Origin of the sequence: Streptomyces sp. NPDC058157 (genome assembly GCF_042884105.1) — a bacterium.
In the GTDB taxonomy this organism is placed as follows: Bacteria; Actinomycetota; Actinomycetes; order Streptomycetales; family Streptomycetaceae; genus Streptomyces.
Map to the genome: position 1 here is coordinate 1 of NZ_JBHVUQ010000175.1, position 15734 is coordinate 15734.

Annotated in this window: 17 protein-coding genes; 14 read left to right on the plus strand and 3 right to left on the minus strand. The window is 72.9% G+C overall.

Annotation, left to right across the window (positions count from 1 at the left end):
• Window positions 1-168 precede the first annotated feature (168 nt).
• The gene (locus tag ACFVXK_RS30460; RefSeq protein WP_389617812.1) at window positions 169-381 is read left to right on the plus strand and encodes a hypothetical protein; all 213 of its coding nucleotides are present in this window, start codon (window positions 169-171) and stop codon (window positions 379-381) included.
• On the opposite strand, the gene ACFVXK_RS30465 is transcribed toward ACFVXK_RS30460, so the two are convergent.
• Window positions 378-983 (minus strand): hypothetical protein, encoded by a 606-nt coding sequence (locus tag ACFVXK_RS30465; RefSeq protein ID WP_389617815.1) that lies wholly within the window; start codon window positions 981-983, stop codon window positions 378-380. The two genes, ACFVXK_RS30460 and ACFVXK_RS30465, sit on opposite strands and share 4 nt — an antisense overlap.
• A 172-nt stretch (window positions 984-1155) precedes the next feature.
• Window positions 1156-2280, minus strand: a complete 1125-nt coding sequence (locus ACFVXK_RS30470; protein ID WP_389617818.1) for a threonine aldolase family protein — start codon at window positions 2278-2280, stop codon at window positions 1156-1158.
• Window positions 2281-2584: 304 nt separating this feature from the next.
• Here ACFVXK_RS30470 and ACFVXK_RS30475 point away from each other — a divergent pair, with 304 nt between their 5' ends.
• The 12 genes from ACFVXK_RS30475 (at window position 2585) to ACFVXK_RS30530 (ending at window position 11954) form a co-directional block, all read left to right on the plus strand.
• Window positions 2585-3532: a Rossmann-like and DUF2520 domain-containing protein gene (locus ACFVXK_RS30475; protein ID WP_389617821.1), complete on the plus strand. Its 948-nt coding sequence runs from the start codon at window positions 2585-2587 to the stop codon at window positions 3530-3532.
• Window positions 3529-4536, plus strand: coding sequence for a pantoate--beta-alanine ligase (panC, locus tag ACFVXK_RS30480; protein ID WP_389617824.1), 1008 nt, complete (start codon window positions 3529-3531; stop codon window positions 4534-4536). Before ACFVXK_RS30475 ends, panC begins: the two co-directional genes overlap by 4 nt.
• Complete coding sequence (locus ACFVXK_RS30485; protein ID WP_389617827.1) at window positions 4533-6287, plus strand: L-aspartate oxidase; 1755 nt, start codon at window positions 4533-4535, stop codon at window positions 6285-6287. Before panC ends, ACFVXK_RS30485 begins: the two co-directional genes overlap by 4 nt.
• Before the next feature lie 35 nt (window positions 6288-6322).
• The gene (gene nadC / locus ACFVXK_RS30490; protein WP_389617830.1) at window positions 6323-7291 is read left to right on the plus strand and encodes a carboxylating nicotinate-nucleotide diphosphorylase; all 969 of its coding nucleotides are present in this window, start codon (window positions 6323-6325) and stop codon (window positions 7289-7291) included.
• Between the two features lie 3 nt (window positions 7292-7294).
• The gene (locus ACFVXK_RS30495) at window positions 7295-8104 is read left to right on the plus strand and encodes a type III pantothenate kinase (protein WP_389617833.1); all 810 of its coding nucleotides are present in this window, start codon (window positions 7295-7297) and stop codon (window positions 8102-8104) included.
• Window positions 8105-8303: 199 nt separating this feature from the next.
• Window positions 8304-9056 (plus strand): GntR family transcriptional regulator, encoded by a 753-nt coding sequence (locus tag ACFVXK_RS30500; RefSeq protein WP_389617836.1) that lies wholly within the window; start codon window positions 8304-8306, stop codon window positions 9054-9056.
• A gap of 129 nt (window positions 9057-9185) precedes the next feature.
• Window positions 9186-9374, plus strand: a complete 189-nt coding sequence (locus tag ACFVXK_RS30505) for a DUF397 domain-containing protein (RefSeq protein WP_358896854.1) — start codon at window positions 9186-9188, stop codon at window positions 9372-9374.
• An 88-nt stretch (window positions 9375-9462) separates the two neighbouring features.
• Entirely contained in the window at window positions 9463-10167 is a 705-nt protein-coding gene (locus ACFVXK_RS30510; RefSeq protein WP_389617839.1) for a hypothetical protein, read from the plus strand.
• A gap of 14 nt (window positions 10168-10181) precedes the next feature.
• Window positions 10182-10346, plus strand: coding sequence for a hypothetical protein (locus ACFVXK_RS30515; RefSeq protein ID WP_167747589.1), 165 nt, complete (start codon window positions 10182-10184; stop codon window positions 10344-10346).
• 115 nt (window positions 10347-10461) lie between these two features.
• Entirely contained in the window at window positions 10462-10911 is a 450-nt protein-coding gene (locus ACFVXK_RS30520; RefSeq protein WP_389617842.1) for a BlaI/MecI/CopY family transcriptional regulator, read from the plus strand.
• A 10-nt stretch (window positions 10912-10921) separates the two neighbouring features.
• Window positions 10922-11452, plus strand: coding sequence for an amino-acid N-acetyltransferase (locus ACFVXK_RS30525; protein ID WP_389617845.1), 531 nt, complete (start codon window positions 10922-10924; stop codon window positions 11450-11452).
• A gap of 163 nt (window positions 11453-11615) precedes the next feature.
• A complete protein-coding gene (locus tag ACFVXK_RS30530; protein WP_389617848.1) occupies window positions 11616-11954 on the plus strand; it encodes an Lsr2 family protein in 339 nt (112 codons plus the stop codon).
• Here ACFVXK_RS30530 and ACFVXK_RS30535 read toward each other — a convergent pair.
• Window positions 11933-12523 carry an SCO3374 family protein gene (locus tag ACFVXK_RS30535; protein ID WP_389617851.1) on the minus strand — a complete coding sequence of 197 codons (591 nt, stop codon included), beginning with the start codon at window positions 12521-12523 and terminating at the stop codon, window positions 11933-11935. The two genes, ACFVXK_RS30530 and ACFVXK_RS30535, sit on opposite strands and share 22 nt — an antisense overlap.
• A gap of 451 nt (window positions 12524-12974) precedes the next feature.
• Between ACFVXK_RS30535 and ACFVXK_RS30540 the strand changes: the two genes are divergently transcribed.
• A complete protein-coding gene (locus tag ACFVXK_RS30540; RefSeq protein ID WP_045949250.1) occupies window positions 12975-15500 on the plus strand; it encodes an ATP-dependent Clp protease ATP-binding subunit in 2526 nt (841 codons plus the stop codon).
• Window positions 15501-15734: the final 234 nt, after the last annotated feature.

Consider the following 15734-nt stretch of genomic DNA (forward strand, 5'->3'; position numbering starts at 1 on the left):
CCGGCCCCGCCCGCGGCCCCGGGCGCGCCCCCCCCCCGGCGGGGGCCGCGGGCGGCCGGCGGCGGGGGCGGGGCGCGGGGGGGGGGCCGCCCCGCGGGGGGGGGGGGGCTTTGGCCCCCGCGCGCAACGCGACGGGCGGACTGCGGCCGACGGGGTGAGGGTGGAGTCATGACCGCGATAGAGCAGTACCTCATCGACACCTACCGCGCCTCGCAGCACGGCACCCCCCTGCCCCCGCCCCCGGGCCGCGACGACCTGGCCGTCCTGCGCTCGCTGCGCACGGCGGCCCAGTTCGAAGCCGCCGTCGACGGCGCCCCCACCACCCACCCCTGGCGCCACGCCCTGACCCGCCTGATCTTCCGCGGCGCGCGGACCTGCTAGCGGTGGCAGAAGAAGCCGATCGCCTCGTCGAACGCGGCCGAGTACGCGTTCCTGTAGGCCTCTTCGGCCTTCTTGCGGGCCTGCGGATCGGCGGCGAGGCCGTGCAGGTTCGGCGTCCTCGGCTCGGCCTTCGCGTCACAGGCGCCGGACTCGGCCAGCTTCCTCCCCTGGGCCCGGCCCTCGGCGGTGCCACGGGCCCCTTCGGAGAGGACCAGCTTCTGGTCGGCGACGCTCCCGGCTTCCTCGCCGCTCACGCAGGCCACGCGGGGGCCGCGGTGCTGGAAGACGGCGTACGTGCCGGCCGGTACCTCACCGGAGGTGAACGTGCCGTCGTCGGCCACGGCGGCCGTGGCAGTGGCGCCTCCGCCTGCGCCGTCGTCGCCGTCGGTCCGGTCGAGGAAGACCTCGCCCCTGGTCTTGAGGAATCCCCCGCCCGTGACCGTCGCCTTCGTCGCGTCGCCCGCCTTGGCTACGACGAAGCACGCCGAGCCGGACGGGCCCGCCGCCGGGGCGTGCACGGCCCATGCCGCGGCAGCCGGCCCGAGGGCGAGCGAACAGGCCATGAGGGTGGTGCACAGGGATGTGCGGGCTCGCTTGTTCATCGGGGTTCCTCACCTGTGGGGGGAGGGGTGGAGAGGGGCTCGGGCCACACCCGTGACGACGGCCCCGGAAGGAGTCCCTCCCCTCATGCTCTCCCGCCCGTGCGGGCGTGTCGACCGGGAGTCCCGCAACAACTTGCCTGGTCAACCACCCCGTTGCCGCCGCCACGGGCCCCTAGACCCGCCCCAGGAACCCCGCCACCGCCGTCCGTACGTCCTCCGGGCTCCACGCCAGCCCCGGCTGCGTCACCGTGACCTCCGTCATGGACAGGCCCGGCGCGACCCCCTCCGCGTTCCACCGCCCGAACAGGACCGTGCCCTCCTCCTCCGCGAGCCGGGTGCCCGCTTCGGTGAGACGGTCCGGCTCGTACGGGAGCCACACCTGGAACTGGTGCGTGTGCGGAACCCCGGGGTTGATCCGGAACCACGGCACCCCGGCCGCCTCGAAGCCCTCGCGCAGCGCCCCCGCGACCATCCGGGCCTGCCCGACGTACGCCGGGAGCCGGGGCAGCTCCCGCTCCAGCCCGGCCAGGGCCGACAGGGCCTGGGGGAACTGGCGGAAGACCTGGCCCCCGTACCGGTGGCGCCAGACGCGGGTCTCCTCCACGAAGCCGCGGGCCCCCGCCAGGCAGGCCCCGCTCAGCCCGCCGAGGGACTTGTAGAAGGACACGTAGACCGAGTCGGCCAGCCCGGCGACCTCCGCCAGGGGGCGGCCGAAGTGGACGGTGGACTCCCACAGCCGGGCCCCGTCGAAGTGGACCACCGCGTCCCGTTCCCGGGCGGCGTCCACCAGCCCCGTCAGCTCGTCCCACGTGGGCAGCAGGAAGCCGGCGTCACGCAGCGGCAGCTCCAGCATCAGCGTGCCGAAGGGCTCGGGGTGGTCCCGGACCTCCTCCGGCGTCGGCTGGCGCGGCTCCTGCACCGGGTGGACGGTGCGCAGTCCGGAGACCGCCGACACGGCGCCGCCCTCCCACCGCTCGGGGTGGCCCAGCGGGTGCATCGCGACCACCGGGTTCCCGGTGCGGCCCGCCCAGCAGCGCAGGGCGATCTGCTGGGCCATCGTGCCCGAGGGGAAGAAGGCCGCGTCCTCGGTGCCGAGCAGCTCCGCGACGCGCCGCTCCAGCTCGGCGACGGCCCCGTCGCCGTAGAGGTCGCCGGGCGAGTCCATGTCGTACGGGGCGTCCGCCAGCTCCGCGAGCAGCTCGCCGACGGTGGCCTCCCGGGGGCTGCGGGCCAGCCTCCGGGAGGCTCCGCGCCACGCCGCCACGATCCGCTTCGTCCGCTCCGCTTCATCAGTCATGTCGCCGATCATCGCCGACGCGTCCGGTCCGCCTCCCGGCATTTTCGGCCGGCCGCAGGCCGCCGCCGCGCGCCGCGGCCCCTGCCCGCCCCGCCACCGCTCTCCCCCCGGTGCCGCCGGGAGGTGCCCCCGGGGGTACCGCCCCGGACCCGCCGCCGGGGCGGGCTCCGCCCCGCCGGACCCCACGCCCCGAACGCCGCCCGGGTCGGCCATGGCCTGACCGGCGGCCCACCGCCCCGAGGGCCTAGCATGGCGACGTATCGTCCGGTACCCCCCGCGGACTGGAACGGAAGGCATTCCCCGCGTGAACTCATCGCAGCAAGAGCGCCCCGCCCGGCTCTCCGTCGGAGTCGTCGGCGCCGGCCGCGTCGGGCCCGCGCTGGCCCGCGCCCTGCAGCAGGCCGGGCACCACCCCGTCGCCGTCTCCGGCGTCTCCGACGCCTCCCGGCGCCGGGCCGACCGGATGCTGCCCGGCGTCCCCCTCGTCACCCCCGCGCAGGTGCTGGAGCGGGCCGAGCTGGTGCTCCTCACCGTCCCCGACGACGCCCTGCCCGGGCTGGTCGAGGGCCTCGCCGAGACCGGGGCCGTGCGCCCCGGGCAGCTCCTCGTGCACACCTCCGGCCGCTACGGGACCGCCGTGCTCGACCCCGCGCGCCGCGCGGGCGCCCTGCCGCTGGCCCTGCACCCCGCGATGACCTTCACCGGCACCGAGGTCGACGTGCAGCGGCTGGCCGGCTGCTCCTTCGGCGTGACCGCTCCCGACGAGCTGCGGCTCGCCGCCGAGGCGCTGGTCATCGAGATGGGAGGGGAGCCCGAGTGGATCGCGGAGGAGAGCCGTCCGCTCTACCACGCGGCCCTCGCCCTGGGCGCGAACCACCTGGTCACCCTGGTCGCCCAGGCCATGGAGACGCTGCGCACCGCCGGCGTCGGGCACCCCGACCGGATGCTCGGCCCGCTCCTCGGCGCCGCCCTCGACAACGCCCTGCGCTCCGGCGACGCCGCCCTGACCGGCCCCGTCGCCCGCGGTGACGCCGGCACCGTCGCCGCGCACGTCTCGGAGCTGCGCAAGCACGCCCCCGGCACCGTCGCCGGGTACCTCGCCATGGCCCGCACCACCGCCGACCGGGCCCTCGCACACGGACTGCTCAAGCCCGAGCTCGCCGAGGACCTGCTCGGCGTGCTCGCCGACGACCACGGCGACACCGACCACGGCGACACCGACGCCGCCGACCCGAAGGGTGGGGAGCGATGACCGGCCCGCTCCAGCTGCTGCACACCGCCGAGGAGCTCCACAAGCTGCCGCGCACCGGCCGCCGTGCCGTCGTGATGACCATGGGCGCCCTGCACGAGGGCCACGCCACCCTGGTGCGCACCGCCCGCGAGCAGGCCGGCCCCGAGGGGCAGGTCGTGGTCACCGTCTTCGTCAACCCGCTCCAGTTCGGGGCGAACGAGGACCTCGACCGCTACCCGCGCACCCTCGACTCCGACCTGGCGATCGCCGAAGCGGCGGGCGCCGACGCCGTGTTCGCGCCCTCCGTGGACGAGGTCTACCCGGGCGGCGACCCGCAGGTGCGGATCACCGCCGGGCCCATGGGCGAACGCCTGGAGGGCGCCACCCGCCCCGGCCACTTCGACGGCATGCTCACCGTCGTCGCCAAGCTGCTCCACCTCACCCGCCCCGACCTGGCCCTCTTCGGCCAGAAGGACGCCCAGCAACTGGCCCTGATCCGGCGCATGGTGACCGACCTCAACTTCCCCGTCGAGGTGGCCGGCGTCCCCACCGTCCGCGAGGACGACGGCCTCGCCCTGTCCTCCCGCAACCGCTACCTCTCCGCGGCCGAGCGCCCCGTCGCCCTCGCCCTCTCCCGCGCCCTGTTCGCCGGCCGCGACCGGCTCGCGGCGCAGGCCGCGCTGCGCGCCCGCGCCGAGGCCGCGCCCGCCAGCGACGAACGGGCCACCGCCCTGGCCCGCCTCGGCGAGATCCGCGCCTCCGCCGACGCCCACGCCGTGTCGGCGGCCGCCACCGCCGGCAGCGGCCTGCCGGACGCCGTCCGGGCCGCGGCCCGGCACGTCCTGGAGGAGGCGGGCCGCCACGAGCCGCCCCTGGTCCTGGACTACCTGGCGCTGGTGGACCCGAAGGACTTCACCGACGTCGGCCCCGACTTCACCGGACAGGCCGTGCTGGCCGTCGCGGCGAAGGTCGGCACGACCCGGCTGATCGACAACATCCCATTGGAGTTCGGAGTACACGCGTGAGCACCACAGGCACTCCCGGCAGCCCAGCCAACCAGGGCGCCGCAGGCACCGGTATACGGCTGCACGCCCCCGCCCCCGGCTGGGCCGTCGAGGCGGACGTCGTGGTCGTCGGATCCGGCGTCGCGGGCCTGACCGCGGCGCTGCGCTGCGCCGCCGCGGGCCGCCGTACGGTCGTGGTCACCAAGGCCCGCCTCGACGACGGCTCCACCCGCTGGGCCCAGGGCGGCGTCGCGGCCGCGCTCGGCGAGGGCGACACCCCCGAGCAGCACCTGGACGACACCCTGGTCGCCGGTGCGGGACTGTGCGACGAGAACGCCGTGCGGGTGCTGGTCACCGAGGGCCCGGACGCGGTCCGCCGGCTCATCGCGGCCGGCGCCGTCTTCGACACCTCCGCCGAGACCGGCGAGATCGAGCTGACCCGCGAGGGCGGCCACCACCGCCGCCGGATCGCGCACGCGGGCGGCGACGCCACCGGCGCCGAGATCTCCCGCGCGCTCGTCGAGGCCGTCCACGCCGCCGGCATCGAGACGGTCGAGAACGCGCTGGTCCTGGACCTGCTCCAGGACGCCGAGGGCCGCACGGCCGGCGTCACCCTGCACGTGATGGGCGAGGGCCAGCACGACGGCGTCGGCGCCGTCCACGCCCCCGCCGTGATCCTCGCGACCGGCGGCATGGGCCAGGTCTTCTCCGCGACCACCAACCCGTCCGTCTCCACCGGCGACGGCGTCGCCCTCGCGCTGCGCGCCGGCGCCGAGGTCTCCGACCTGGAGTTCGTCCAGTTCCACCCGACCGTCCTGTTCCTGGGCCCGGACGCCGAGGGGCAGCAGCCCCTGGTCTCGGAGGCCGTACGGGGCGAGGGCGCCCACCTCGTCGACGCCGACGGGGTCCGCTTCATGGTCGGCCAGCACGAGCTCGCCGAACTCGCGCCGCGCGACATCGTCGCCAAGGCCATCACGCGCCGCATGCAGGAGCAGGGCACGCTCCACATGTACCTGGACGGCCGCCACTTCGGGGCCGAGATGTGGGAGAACCGCTTCCCCACGATCCTCGCCGCCTGCCGCTCCCACGGCATCGACCCGGTGACCGAGCCCATCCCGGTCGCCCCCGCCGCGCACTACGCCTCCGGCGGCGTCCGCACCGACCTGCACGGCCGCACGACCGTCCCGGGCCTGTACGCCTGCGGCGAGGTCGCCTGCACCGGTGTGCACGGCGCCAACCGCCTGGCCTCCAACTCCCTGCTGGAGGGCCTGGTCTTCGCCGAGCGGATCGCCGAGGACATCGTCTCCCGCGCCCCCGAGGGCAGCGGCCCGGGCATACCCGTGCCCGCCACCGGCCCGCTCCAGCCCGCGAGCGCCCGCTACGAGGTCCAGCGGATCATGACGCGGGGCGCCGGCGTGCTGCGCTCCTCGGAGTCCCTGAGCGAGGCCGCCGAGGCCCTGGAGACCCTCTACACGACCGCTCTGGGCGAGCTGGAGACCCACGGGAAGACCGCCGAACCGGGCGTGGACACCTGGGAGGCGACCAACCTGCTGTGCGTGGCCCGCGTCCTGGTCGCCGCCGCCCAGCGGCGCGCCGAGACCCGCGGCTGCCACTGGCGGGAGGACCACCCCGACCGCGACGACGCCTGGCGCCGCCACCTGGTGGTGCGGCTGTCGGCCACCGAGCGGCGGGCCCTGGTCGTCACCCCCACCGACTCGGCGGACTTCCCGCCCGTGGACGCGGACGCCTCCTCCGGCGCCCCCCGCCCGTAGACGTTCCCCCACCCCTCAAGCCAGGAGCACTGACCGTGAGCACCCCCGAACTCCCCCTGATCGAGCAGAACGAAGGCGGCTGCGGCGACGACTGCGGCTGCGGCGACGGCGAGGAGACCGGCCTCGACCCGGCGCTCGCCCAGCTGCTGGTGGACGCGGGCCTCGACCCGATCGAGGTCGAGGACATCGCGCACATGGCGCTGTCCGAGGACCTGGACGGCGGGGTCGACGTGACCACCGTCGCCACCGTCCCCGAAGAGGCCGAGGCCGTCGCCGACTTCGTGGCCCGCGAGGCCGGGGTCGTGGCCGGCCTGCGGATCGCCGAGGCGGTGTTCTCCGTGGTGTGCACGGAGGCCTTCGAGGTGGAGCGGCACGCCGAGGACGGCGACCAGGTGGAGGCCGGCCAGCTGCTGCTGTCGGTCCGCGCCCGCACCCGCGACCTGCTGACGGCCGAGCGCAGCGCCCTGAACATCCTGTGCCGCCTGTCCGGCATCGCCACGGCCACCCGCCGCTGGGCGGACGTCCTGGAGGGTACGAAGGCCAAGGTCCGCGACACCCGCAAGACCACTCCGGGCCTGCGCTCGCTGGAGAAGTACGCGGTCCGCTGCGGCGGCGGCGTCAACCACCGCATGTCCCTGTCGGACGCCGCGCTGGTCAAGGACAACCACGTGGTCGCCGCCGGCGGCGTCGCCCAGGCCTTCAAGGCCGTCCGCGAGGCCTTCCCGGACGTCCCGGTCGAGGTCGAGGTCGACACCATGCACCAGGTCCGCGAGGTCGTGGACGCGGGCGCCGACCTGATCCTGCTGGACAACTTCACTGTCCCGGAGACCGAGGAGGCCGTCACCCTCGTGGCCGGCCGCGCCGTCCTGGAGTCCTCGGGCCGCCTCACCCTGGAGACCGCCCGCGCCTACGCCGAGACCGGTGTGGACTACCTGGCGGTGGGGGCGCTCACGCACTCCTCGCCGATCCTCGACATCGGCCTCGACCTGCGCGAGGCGGTGTAGTCCGTGCTGCTCACCATCGACGTGGGCAACACCCACACCGTCATGGGTCTGTTCGACGGCGAGGAGATCGTCGAGCACTGGCGGGTCTCCACCGACCCGCGCCGCACGGCCGACGAGATGGCCGTCCTGCTCCAGGGCCTGATGGGCATGCACCCGATGCTCGGCAGCGAGCTGGGCGACGGGATCCACGGCATCGCCATCTGCGCGACGGTCCCGTCCGTCCTGCACGAGCTGCGCGAGGTCACCCGCCGCTACTACGGCGACGTGCCGGCGGTGCTGGTGGAGCCCGGCGTCAAGACGGGCGTGCCCATCCTGATGGACAACCCCAAGGAGGTGGGCGCGGACCGCATCGTCAACGCGGTCGCGGCCGTCGAGCTGTACGGGGGGCCGGCGATCGTCGTCGACATGGGGACGGCGACCACCTTCGACGCGATCTCCGTGCGCGGCGAGTACGTGGGCGGGGTGATCTCCCCGGGCATCGAGATCTCGATGGAGGCGCTCGGGATGCGCGGCGCGCAGCTGCGCAAGATCGAGCTGGCCCGGCCGCGCAACGTGATCGGCAAGTCCACGGTCGAGGCGATGCAGTCCGGCGTGGTCTACGGGTTCGCGGGCCAGGTCGACGGGATCGTGCACCGCATGGCCCGGGACCTGGTGGGCCCCGAGGGCGACCCGGACGACGTCCGGGTGATCGCCACCGGCGGGCTCGCGCCGATCGTCCTCGGCGAGACCTCGGTGATCGACGAGCACGAGCCCTGGCTGACCCTGATCGGCCTGCGGCTGGTGTACGAGCGCAACGCGCCCAACTTCGACTGAGCACACGGCACTCCGCCCGCCACGCCCGCCCCGGGCGCGGCGGGCGGCGGCCCGCCCGGGCCCAACCACCGGTCCCCGTACGGGAGTCGCCCGCACCCACCGTCATCCCGAATCCTCAGCTTCGAGCTGATCGGTTAGCTTGTCGGCGTCGGACGCGCGCTCCCGAGCGGCACGGTCGAGACGGTAGAGGACGGCCCGAATGCCCCGTGAATCACCGTACTTGCAGGTGGTCGAATCCCTCCGGACCCGCATCGAGGCGGGCGAATGGAAGATCGGGGACCGGCTCCCCTCCCGCGCCCGCTTCGCCGAGGAGTACGAGGTCGGCCAGGGCGTCACCCAGCGGGCGATGGAGCAGCTGATCATCGAGGGCTTCCTCGAAGGCAGGGCCGGATCCGGCACCTACGTGCGCACCCCGCGCCGCCGCATGCGGATGCTCCGCACCCGCCGCCGGGTCCCCGGCTCCGGCAACACCTTCCGCTCCGAGGCCGCCGCGCACGGCATCGCCGCCTCCTGGGACTCCCGGACCCACCCCCAGGTCCCCGCGCCCGAGCGGATCGCCGCCCGGCTGGCCATCGAACCCGGCGCGCCCTGCGTGCTGACCCGCTACGAGTTCATGGCCGACGGCAGCCCCGCCGAGCTCTCGGAGTCCTGGGAGCCCCTCGCCATCACCTCCGGGACCCCGGTCGTCCTGCCCGAGGCGGGGGAGCTGCGCGGCGCCGGGGTCGTGGCGCGGATGCGGTCCATCGGCATCACCGTCACCTCGGTGGTGGAGGTGCCGCGCCCGGCCCGCGCCAACCAGAACCAGGCCAATCTGCTCGGGATCAGCCTCGGTTCGATGATCACCCGGATCGAGCGGACCTACATCGATTCCGGCGGCCGGCCGGTGGAGACCGCCGACCTCGTGATCCCCGATTCCCGCTACGAGATCGCCTACGCCTTCCCGGTCGAGTGACGACGGTGTGACGGTGGCGTGATATTTGTCGGCCGTGTTTTTTACGGGAAGTGGCCGGAGCGTGACTCAGACGCAGGTAGCGTCCCGCTGGAGAGGCAACGTGGCCTCGTCCACAGCGGAGGAGACACCATGACGAACGCCCCGACCGAGTGGCGCAAATCGTCGTACTGCGGTGAGGGGGAGGCCTGCGTCTACGTGGCGGCCGCCCCCGGCACCCTCGTACGGGTGGCCGACCGGGCCGACCCCGCGCACCTCGTGATGGCCACCACCCACGCCGCCTGGGCCGATTTCGTCGGGGCAGTGAAGGAGACCGGCTGACGGCGGCGGTGCGAGGCGCGCCGCCGCGCCGCGCCGCACGTCCCCACCATCAGGGGATTTTGTCCGATTAGCGCGTATCTTCGGCCCCATGCCCACGCCCTACGGATCCCGCGGCGGCATGGCCTTCAGCGCCGCCGAGCTGCTCGTGCTCAGGCGTAGCCTCGCCCACGCCCTCCAGTCCTCCACGGCCCCCCTGACGGCCGCCGAGGTCCAGGACTGCCTGCGCCTCGCGGCGTCGGTGGACGAAGCGGTCCGGGAGGCGGGCCGGCTCAGAGCCTTCCTGCTCGACGATCTCGCCCGCTACCGCAGAGCCCTGCCCGGGAGCCTGTCGGGCTACCTGGAACTGCTCCAGGACGCCCTCGCCGCCGGGTACGAGCCGGACCCCGACGACCTCTCCGCCCTGCGCGCCCTGCGGGCCAACCCGGTCGCCGCCGCCGTGCTGGAACGGGCCCGGGGCGTCGCGGAGCGCTCCGTGCGCCGCCGGCTCGCGGCCGCGGCCCCCGCGCCCCGCACCCGCCTGCTCGCCCTGGCCGGCGGCCGCGAGGAGCCGGCCGCCGCCGCACCGGGCCCCGAGCGGCCCCGCCCCGAGCGGCCCGGCCCCGAGCCCGCGCCGAAGGGACCGGCCCCGGCGGCCCCCTCCCCGAAGGGCCCCGCTCCGGCGGACCCGTCCCCGAAGGAGCCCTCGCCGCCGGAATCCCCGCGCCCCGGACGGCCCGTGCCCACCCCGGGCGAGGTCTTCCCGCCGCGCCGCAAGCCCGCCCCGCCCCCGGCGGCGGGGCTCGCGGCGGTATAGCTACGCTGGGGGGCATGGACTACGTTTCCGCGCTCGTGCCCCCCATCGTGATGGCCACGTTCTTCATCTTCCTCGTGAGGACGATCGTCAAGAGCCAGGGCGGCGCCAACAAGGCCAAGGAAGACGCGGCCGTGGACGCCGTGCTCGCCCGCGCCGAAGCGGGTCAGCCGCAGAAGTAGGACCGCCGCGCGGGTATTGGCAGCGCGTTGCACCACGAATAGTCGGGCAATTCCGCCCATTCCGCACTATCGTGCTGCTGTGCCTCGCCCCTTGGGAGAACTCGAAGACGCAGTCATGACGCGGGTGTGGCAGTGGAACCGCCCGGTCACCGTTCGGGAAGTCCTGGAAGACCTCCAGCAGGAACGGTCCATCGCGTACACCACGGTCATGACCGTTATGGACAATCTCCATCAGAAGGGCTGGGTCCGCCGGGAAGCGGAAGGCCGCGCCTATCGATATACGGCGGTCTCCACCCGCGCCGCCTACTCGGCCGCACTGATGAACGAAGCCTGGTCGACGAGCGACAACCCCGCGGCCGCCCTCGTCGCCTTCTTCGGCATGATGTCCCCGGAACAGCGCGAGGCCCTCCGCGACGCCGTGAGGATCGTCCAGCACGACGAGCCCGAGCCCCCGGCCGCCGGCGCCCCCGAGGCCGCGCCGCCCGCCGCCGGCCCGGGCGCGAACCCCTCCGCACCCGGGGAGGAAGGGGGCTCCGGCGCGCGCCGGAGCGAGCCGGGGCGATAGCGTCCGGCCTATGGGAGAGCTTTCCAGCACAGACGCGAAAACAGTGACCATCCGCCGCGCGCGCACCGGAGATGTTCCGGCTCTGCGCCGCCTGCTGGACCAGTACGTGCAGCAGCGGATCCTCCTCGACAAAGCCCCGGTCACCCTTTACGAGGGCATCCAGGAGTTCTGGGTCGCGGAACGCGACTCCGACGGCCAGGTGGTGGGCTGCGGAGCTCTCCACGTCATGTGGGAAGACCTCGCCGAAGTGCGCACGCTCGCGGTCGACCGGGACCTGAAGGGCGCCGGAGTCGGGCACCAGGTGCTCGCCAAGTTGTTGGAGACCGCCCGCCGGGTCGGGGTGCGCCGGGTATTCTGCCTGACCTTCGAAGTCGACTTCTTCGCGAAGCACGGGTTCGTCGAGATCGGTGAGACCGCCGTGGACACCGATGTCTACATGGAGCTCCTGCGTTCCTATGACGAGGGAGTCGCCGAGTTCCTCGGTCTCGAACGAGTGAAGCCGAACACCTTGGGCAACAGCCGGATGCTGCTGCACCTCTGAACGGCCGCGAGGGCTATTCCAGGCCGCAGCCGCCTGTGGCCTATGTCCGAATCGCGTACGTTTCCCGCCTTGTTGAGCTCCTGAACCTCTCCCGGGGGTTTGTGTTTTCCAGGCAAAAGCGGTTTCCTTTCCGCGTACTGCATTTTCGATGAAAGGAAATCCGGTGGCACAGAAGGTTCAGGTCCTTCTTGTCGACGACCTCGACGGTGGCGAGGCGGACGAGACCGTGACGTTCGCTCTGGATGGCAAGACCTACGAGATCGACCTCACCACCGCGAACGCCGAAAAGCTCCGCGGGCTGCTCGACCCGTACACCAAGGGCGGCCGCCGCACCGGTGGACGCGCCTCGGCCGGCCGCACCAAGGGCCGCGTCGCGGCTTCGTCCGGCAACCCCGACACCGCCGAGATCCGCGCGTGGGCCAAGGAGAACGGCTACAACGTCAACGACCGCGGCCGCGTCCCCGCCGACATCCGCGAGGCCTACGAGAAGGCCAAGGGCTGATCCGTACGCCGCCACAGGCGGGCCCGGTGGCATTCCGTCGCCGCCGCGGCCACCAGGCGTACGAGATCGGGCCCGCCGGACCCCCCGGGTCCGGCCCCGGCGCCCCGCCCCGGTCCCGGCAGGGCCGGCAGCGAGGCCTCGCACCCCGGTCCGGGGGGCCGCAGCCACACGGCGGCCCTCCGGGGGTCTCCTCCCGGCTCGCGCCCGGGCGGCACGGGGGCGGTGATCCCGCCCCCCGCACCCAGGGCGGTGAGCTCCAGCGCCACCCCGCCCCACTCCAGCCAGTCGAGCAGCCCCTCCAGCTCGTCGGCGGCCCCCGGGGCGACCAGGAAGCGCATCCTGCGCCCCTCCAGCGCCACCGGACCGGTGGCCAGGCCGGGACGGCGCAGCAGCCCGGCCCCGGCGTCCGCCGGAAGCTCCAGCACGTCGAACCGGACCCCGGTGACAAGCCGCACGGGCGGCCCGGCCGCCACGGCCCAGCCGAGCACCCGCTCGTACCAGGTACGGGTGTCCGGCCCGGAGGGGAGACGGGGAGGGGGAACGGCGTCCACGACGTTGACGATGGCCATGAACGGATGAACTCCGAGTGGCGCCGCCGGGTTACGTAGTGCACTCGGTTCAATGCGGAACGTAAACATCCGTGGAGCGGAGTCCCACATTCGGGACACAAGCGTGTTCGCCCGTAGCGGAGGGAACCGTGCTGACCGGCATGGAGTGTCAGTCCTTACGGGTAAGACATTCCTAGTGGATCGGGGCGACACGCTGATTTGAGCGGCTTCCGTTCGCCATCGGCGTACACGTGTGACGGGTATCTGCCTGGCCTGCGGGAACATCGTCTCGCACCATCAGGTTGGAGCAGTAGTCGGCTCTTACAGCCGGTTTTCCTCACCGACGTGGGGGTGAGCCGTGGACGGATGTCGGCAGTTGGAATGAGCTGTCCCGTCCCGCGGGACTAGCATGCGGAAGGACAGGGCGGGGACCGACCCCGAACTGCCCGACCGCTCTGAGGAGCGATAAACGATGTTCGAGAGGTTCACCGACCGCGCGCGGCGGGTTGTCGTCCTGGCTCAGGAAGAAGCCCGGATGCTCAACCACAACTACATCGGCACCGAGCACATCCTCCTGGGCTTGATCCACGAGGGTGAGGGTGTCGCCGCTAAGGCCCTGGAGAGCCTCGGGATTTCGCTCGAGGCTGTTCGCCAGCAGGTTGAGGAGATCATCGGTCAGGGCCAGCAGGCCCCGTCCGGCCACATCCCCTTCACGCCGCGGGCGAAGAAGGTCCTGGAGCTTTCGCTCCGAGAGGCCCTCCAGCTCGGCCACAACTACATCGGCACCGAGCACATCCTGCTCGGCCTGATCCGCGAGGGCGAGGGCGTCGCCGCCCAGGTCCTCGTGAAGCTGGGCGCCGATCTGAACAGGGTCCGGCAGCAGGTCATCCAGCTGCTCTCCGGCTACACCGGGGGCGGCAAGGAGTCGGCCACCGCAGGCGGCCCGGCCGAGGGCACCCCCTCGACCTCGCTGGTCCTCGACCAGTTCGGCCGCAACCTCACCCAGGCTGCCCGCGAATCCAAGCTCGACCCGGTCATCGGGCGCGAGAAGGAGATCGAGCGGGTCATGCAGGTGCTGTCCCGCCGGACCAAGAACAACCCGGTCCTCATCGGCGAGCCCGGCGTCGGCAAGACCGCCGTCGTCGAGGGGCTGGCCCAGGCCATCGTCAAGGGCGAGGTGCCCGAGACCCTCAAGGACAAGCACCTGTACACCCTCGACCTGGGTGCACTGGTCGCCGGTTCCCGCTACCGCGGTGACTTCGAGGAGCGCCTGAAGAAGGTCCTCAAGGAGATCCGCACCCGCGGCGACATCATCCTGTTCATCGACGAGCTCCACACGCTGGTCGGTGCGGGCGCCGCCGAGGGCGCGATCGACGCGGCTTCGATCCTGAAGCCCATGCTGGCCCGTGGTGAGCTCCAGACCATCGGCGCCACGACGCTCGACGAGTACCGCAAGCACCTGGAGAAGGACGCCGCGCTGGAGCGCCGCTTCCAGCCCATCCAGGTCGCGGAGCCGTCGCTGCCGCACACCATCGAGATCCTCAAGGGTCTCCGCGACCGGTACGAGGCCCACCACCGCGTGTCGATCACGGACGAGGCCCTGGTGCAGGCCGCGACGCTGGCCGACCGGTACATCTCGGACCGCTTCCTGCCGGACAAGGCGATCGACCTGATCGACGAGGCTGGCTCCCGGATGCGCATCCGCCGGATGACCGCGCCGCCGGACCTGCGCGAGTTCGACGAGAAGATCGCGGCCGTGCGCCGCGACAAGGAGTCGGCCATCGACTCCCAGGACTTCGAGAAGGCGGCTTCGCTCCGTGATTCGGAGAAGCAGCTGCTCGCCGCGAAGTCCAAGCGCGAGAAGGAGTGGAAGGCCGGCGACATGGACGTCGTCGCCGAGGTCGACGGCGAGCTCATCGCCGAGGTCCTCGCGACCGCGACCGGCATTCCCGTCTTCAAGCTGACCGAGGAGGAGTCCTCGCGTCTGCTGCGCATGGAAGACGAGCTCCACAAGCGCGTCATCGGGCAGAAGGACGCCATCAAGGCCCTTTCGCAGGCGATCCGCCGTACGCGGGCCGGCCTGAAGGACCCGAAGCGCCCCGGCGGCTCGTTCATCTTCGCCGGCCCGTCCGGTGTCGGTAAGACCGAGCTGTCCAAGACGCTCGCCGAATTCCTCTTCGGTGACGAGGACGCGCTGATCTCCCTCGACATGTCGGAGTTCAGCGAGAAGCACACGGTTTCGCGTCTCTTCGGTTCGCCCCCCGGCTACGTGGGCTACGAAGAGGGCGGCCAGCTGACCGAGAAGGTCCGCCGGAAGCCGTTCTCCGTCGTCCTCTTCGACGAGGTCGAGAAGGCGCACCCGGATATCTTCAATTCGCTGCTCCAGATCCTGGAGGACGGTCGCCTGACCGACTCCCAGGGCCGGGTCGTCGACTTCAAGAACACGGTCATCATCATGACGACCAACCTGGGTACGCGGGACATCTCCAAGGGCTTCAACCTGGGCTTCGCGGCGCAGGGTGACGTCAAGACCGGGTACGACCGGATGAAGGCGAAGGTCAACGAGGAGCTCAAGCAGCACTTCCGGCCCGAGTTCCTCAACCGCGTCGACGACACGGTCGTCTTCCACCAGCTCAGCCAGGAAGACATCATCCAGATCGTCGACCTGATGATCGCCAAGGTGGACGAGCGCCTCAAGGACCGCGACATGGGCATCGAGCTCAGCGGTGACGCGAAGCTGCTCCTGGCCAAGCGCGGCTACGACCCGATCATGGGTGCCCGCCCGCTGCGCCGGACCATCCAGCGCGAGATCGAGGACCTGCTGTCGGAGAAGATCCTCTTCGGCGAGCTGCGCCCCGGTCACATCGTGGTGGTCGGCGTCGAGGGTGAGGGTGACGAGGCCAAGTTCACCTTCCGCGGGGAAGAGAAGTCGGCCCTGCCGGACCTCCCCCCGATCGAGGCCACGGGCTCCGGCCCGGACCTGTCGAAGGGCGCGTAGCCGGTAGCCGGTAGGCGCATGAGGGGCGGCCCCCGAGACCTTGGGTCTCGGGGGCCGCCCCTTTGCGTGGGGGCGCGGCGTGTGGCGCCGTCGTGGCGCGGCGCCACCGTCCGTGGCGGGGCCGGGGGCCGGGGGAGGGCGGGGTCCGGCCTGGGCGGTCTCAGGGATGTGCTGGGGGCTTCCCGTCAGTCCCACTGTCCTTCCGGTTCGGGCCGGCCTGTCAAGGGCCCTCCT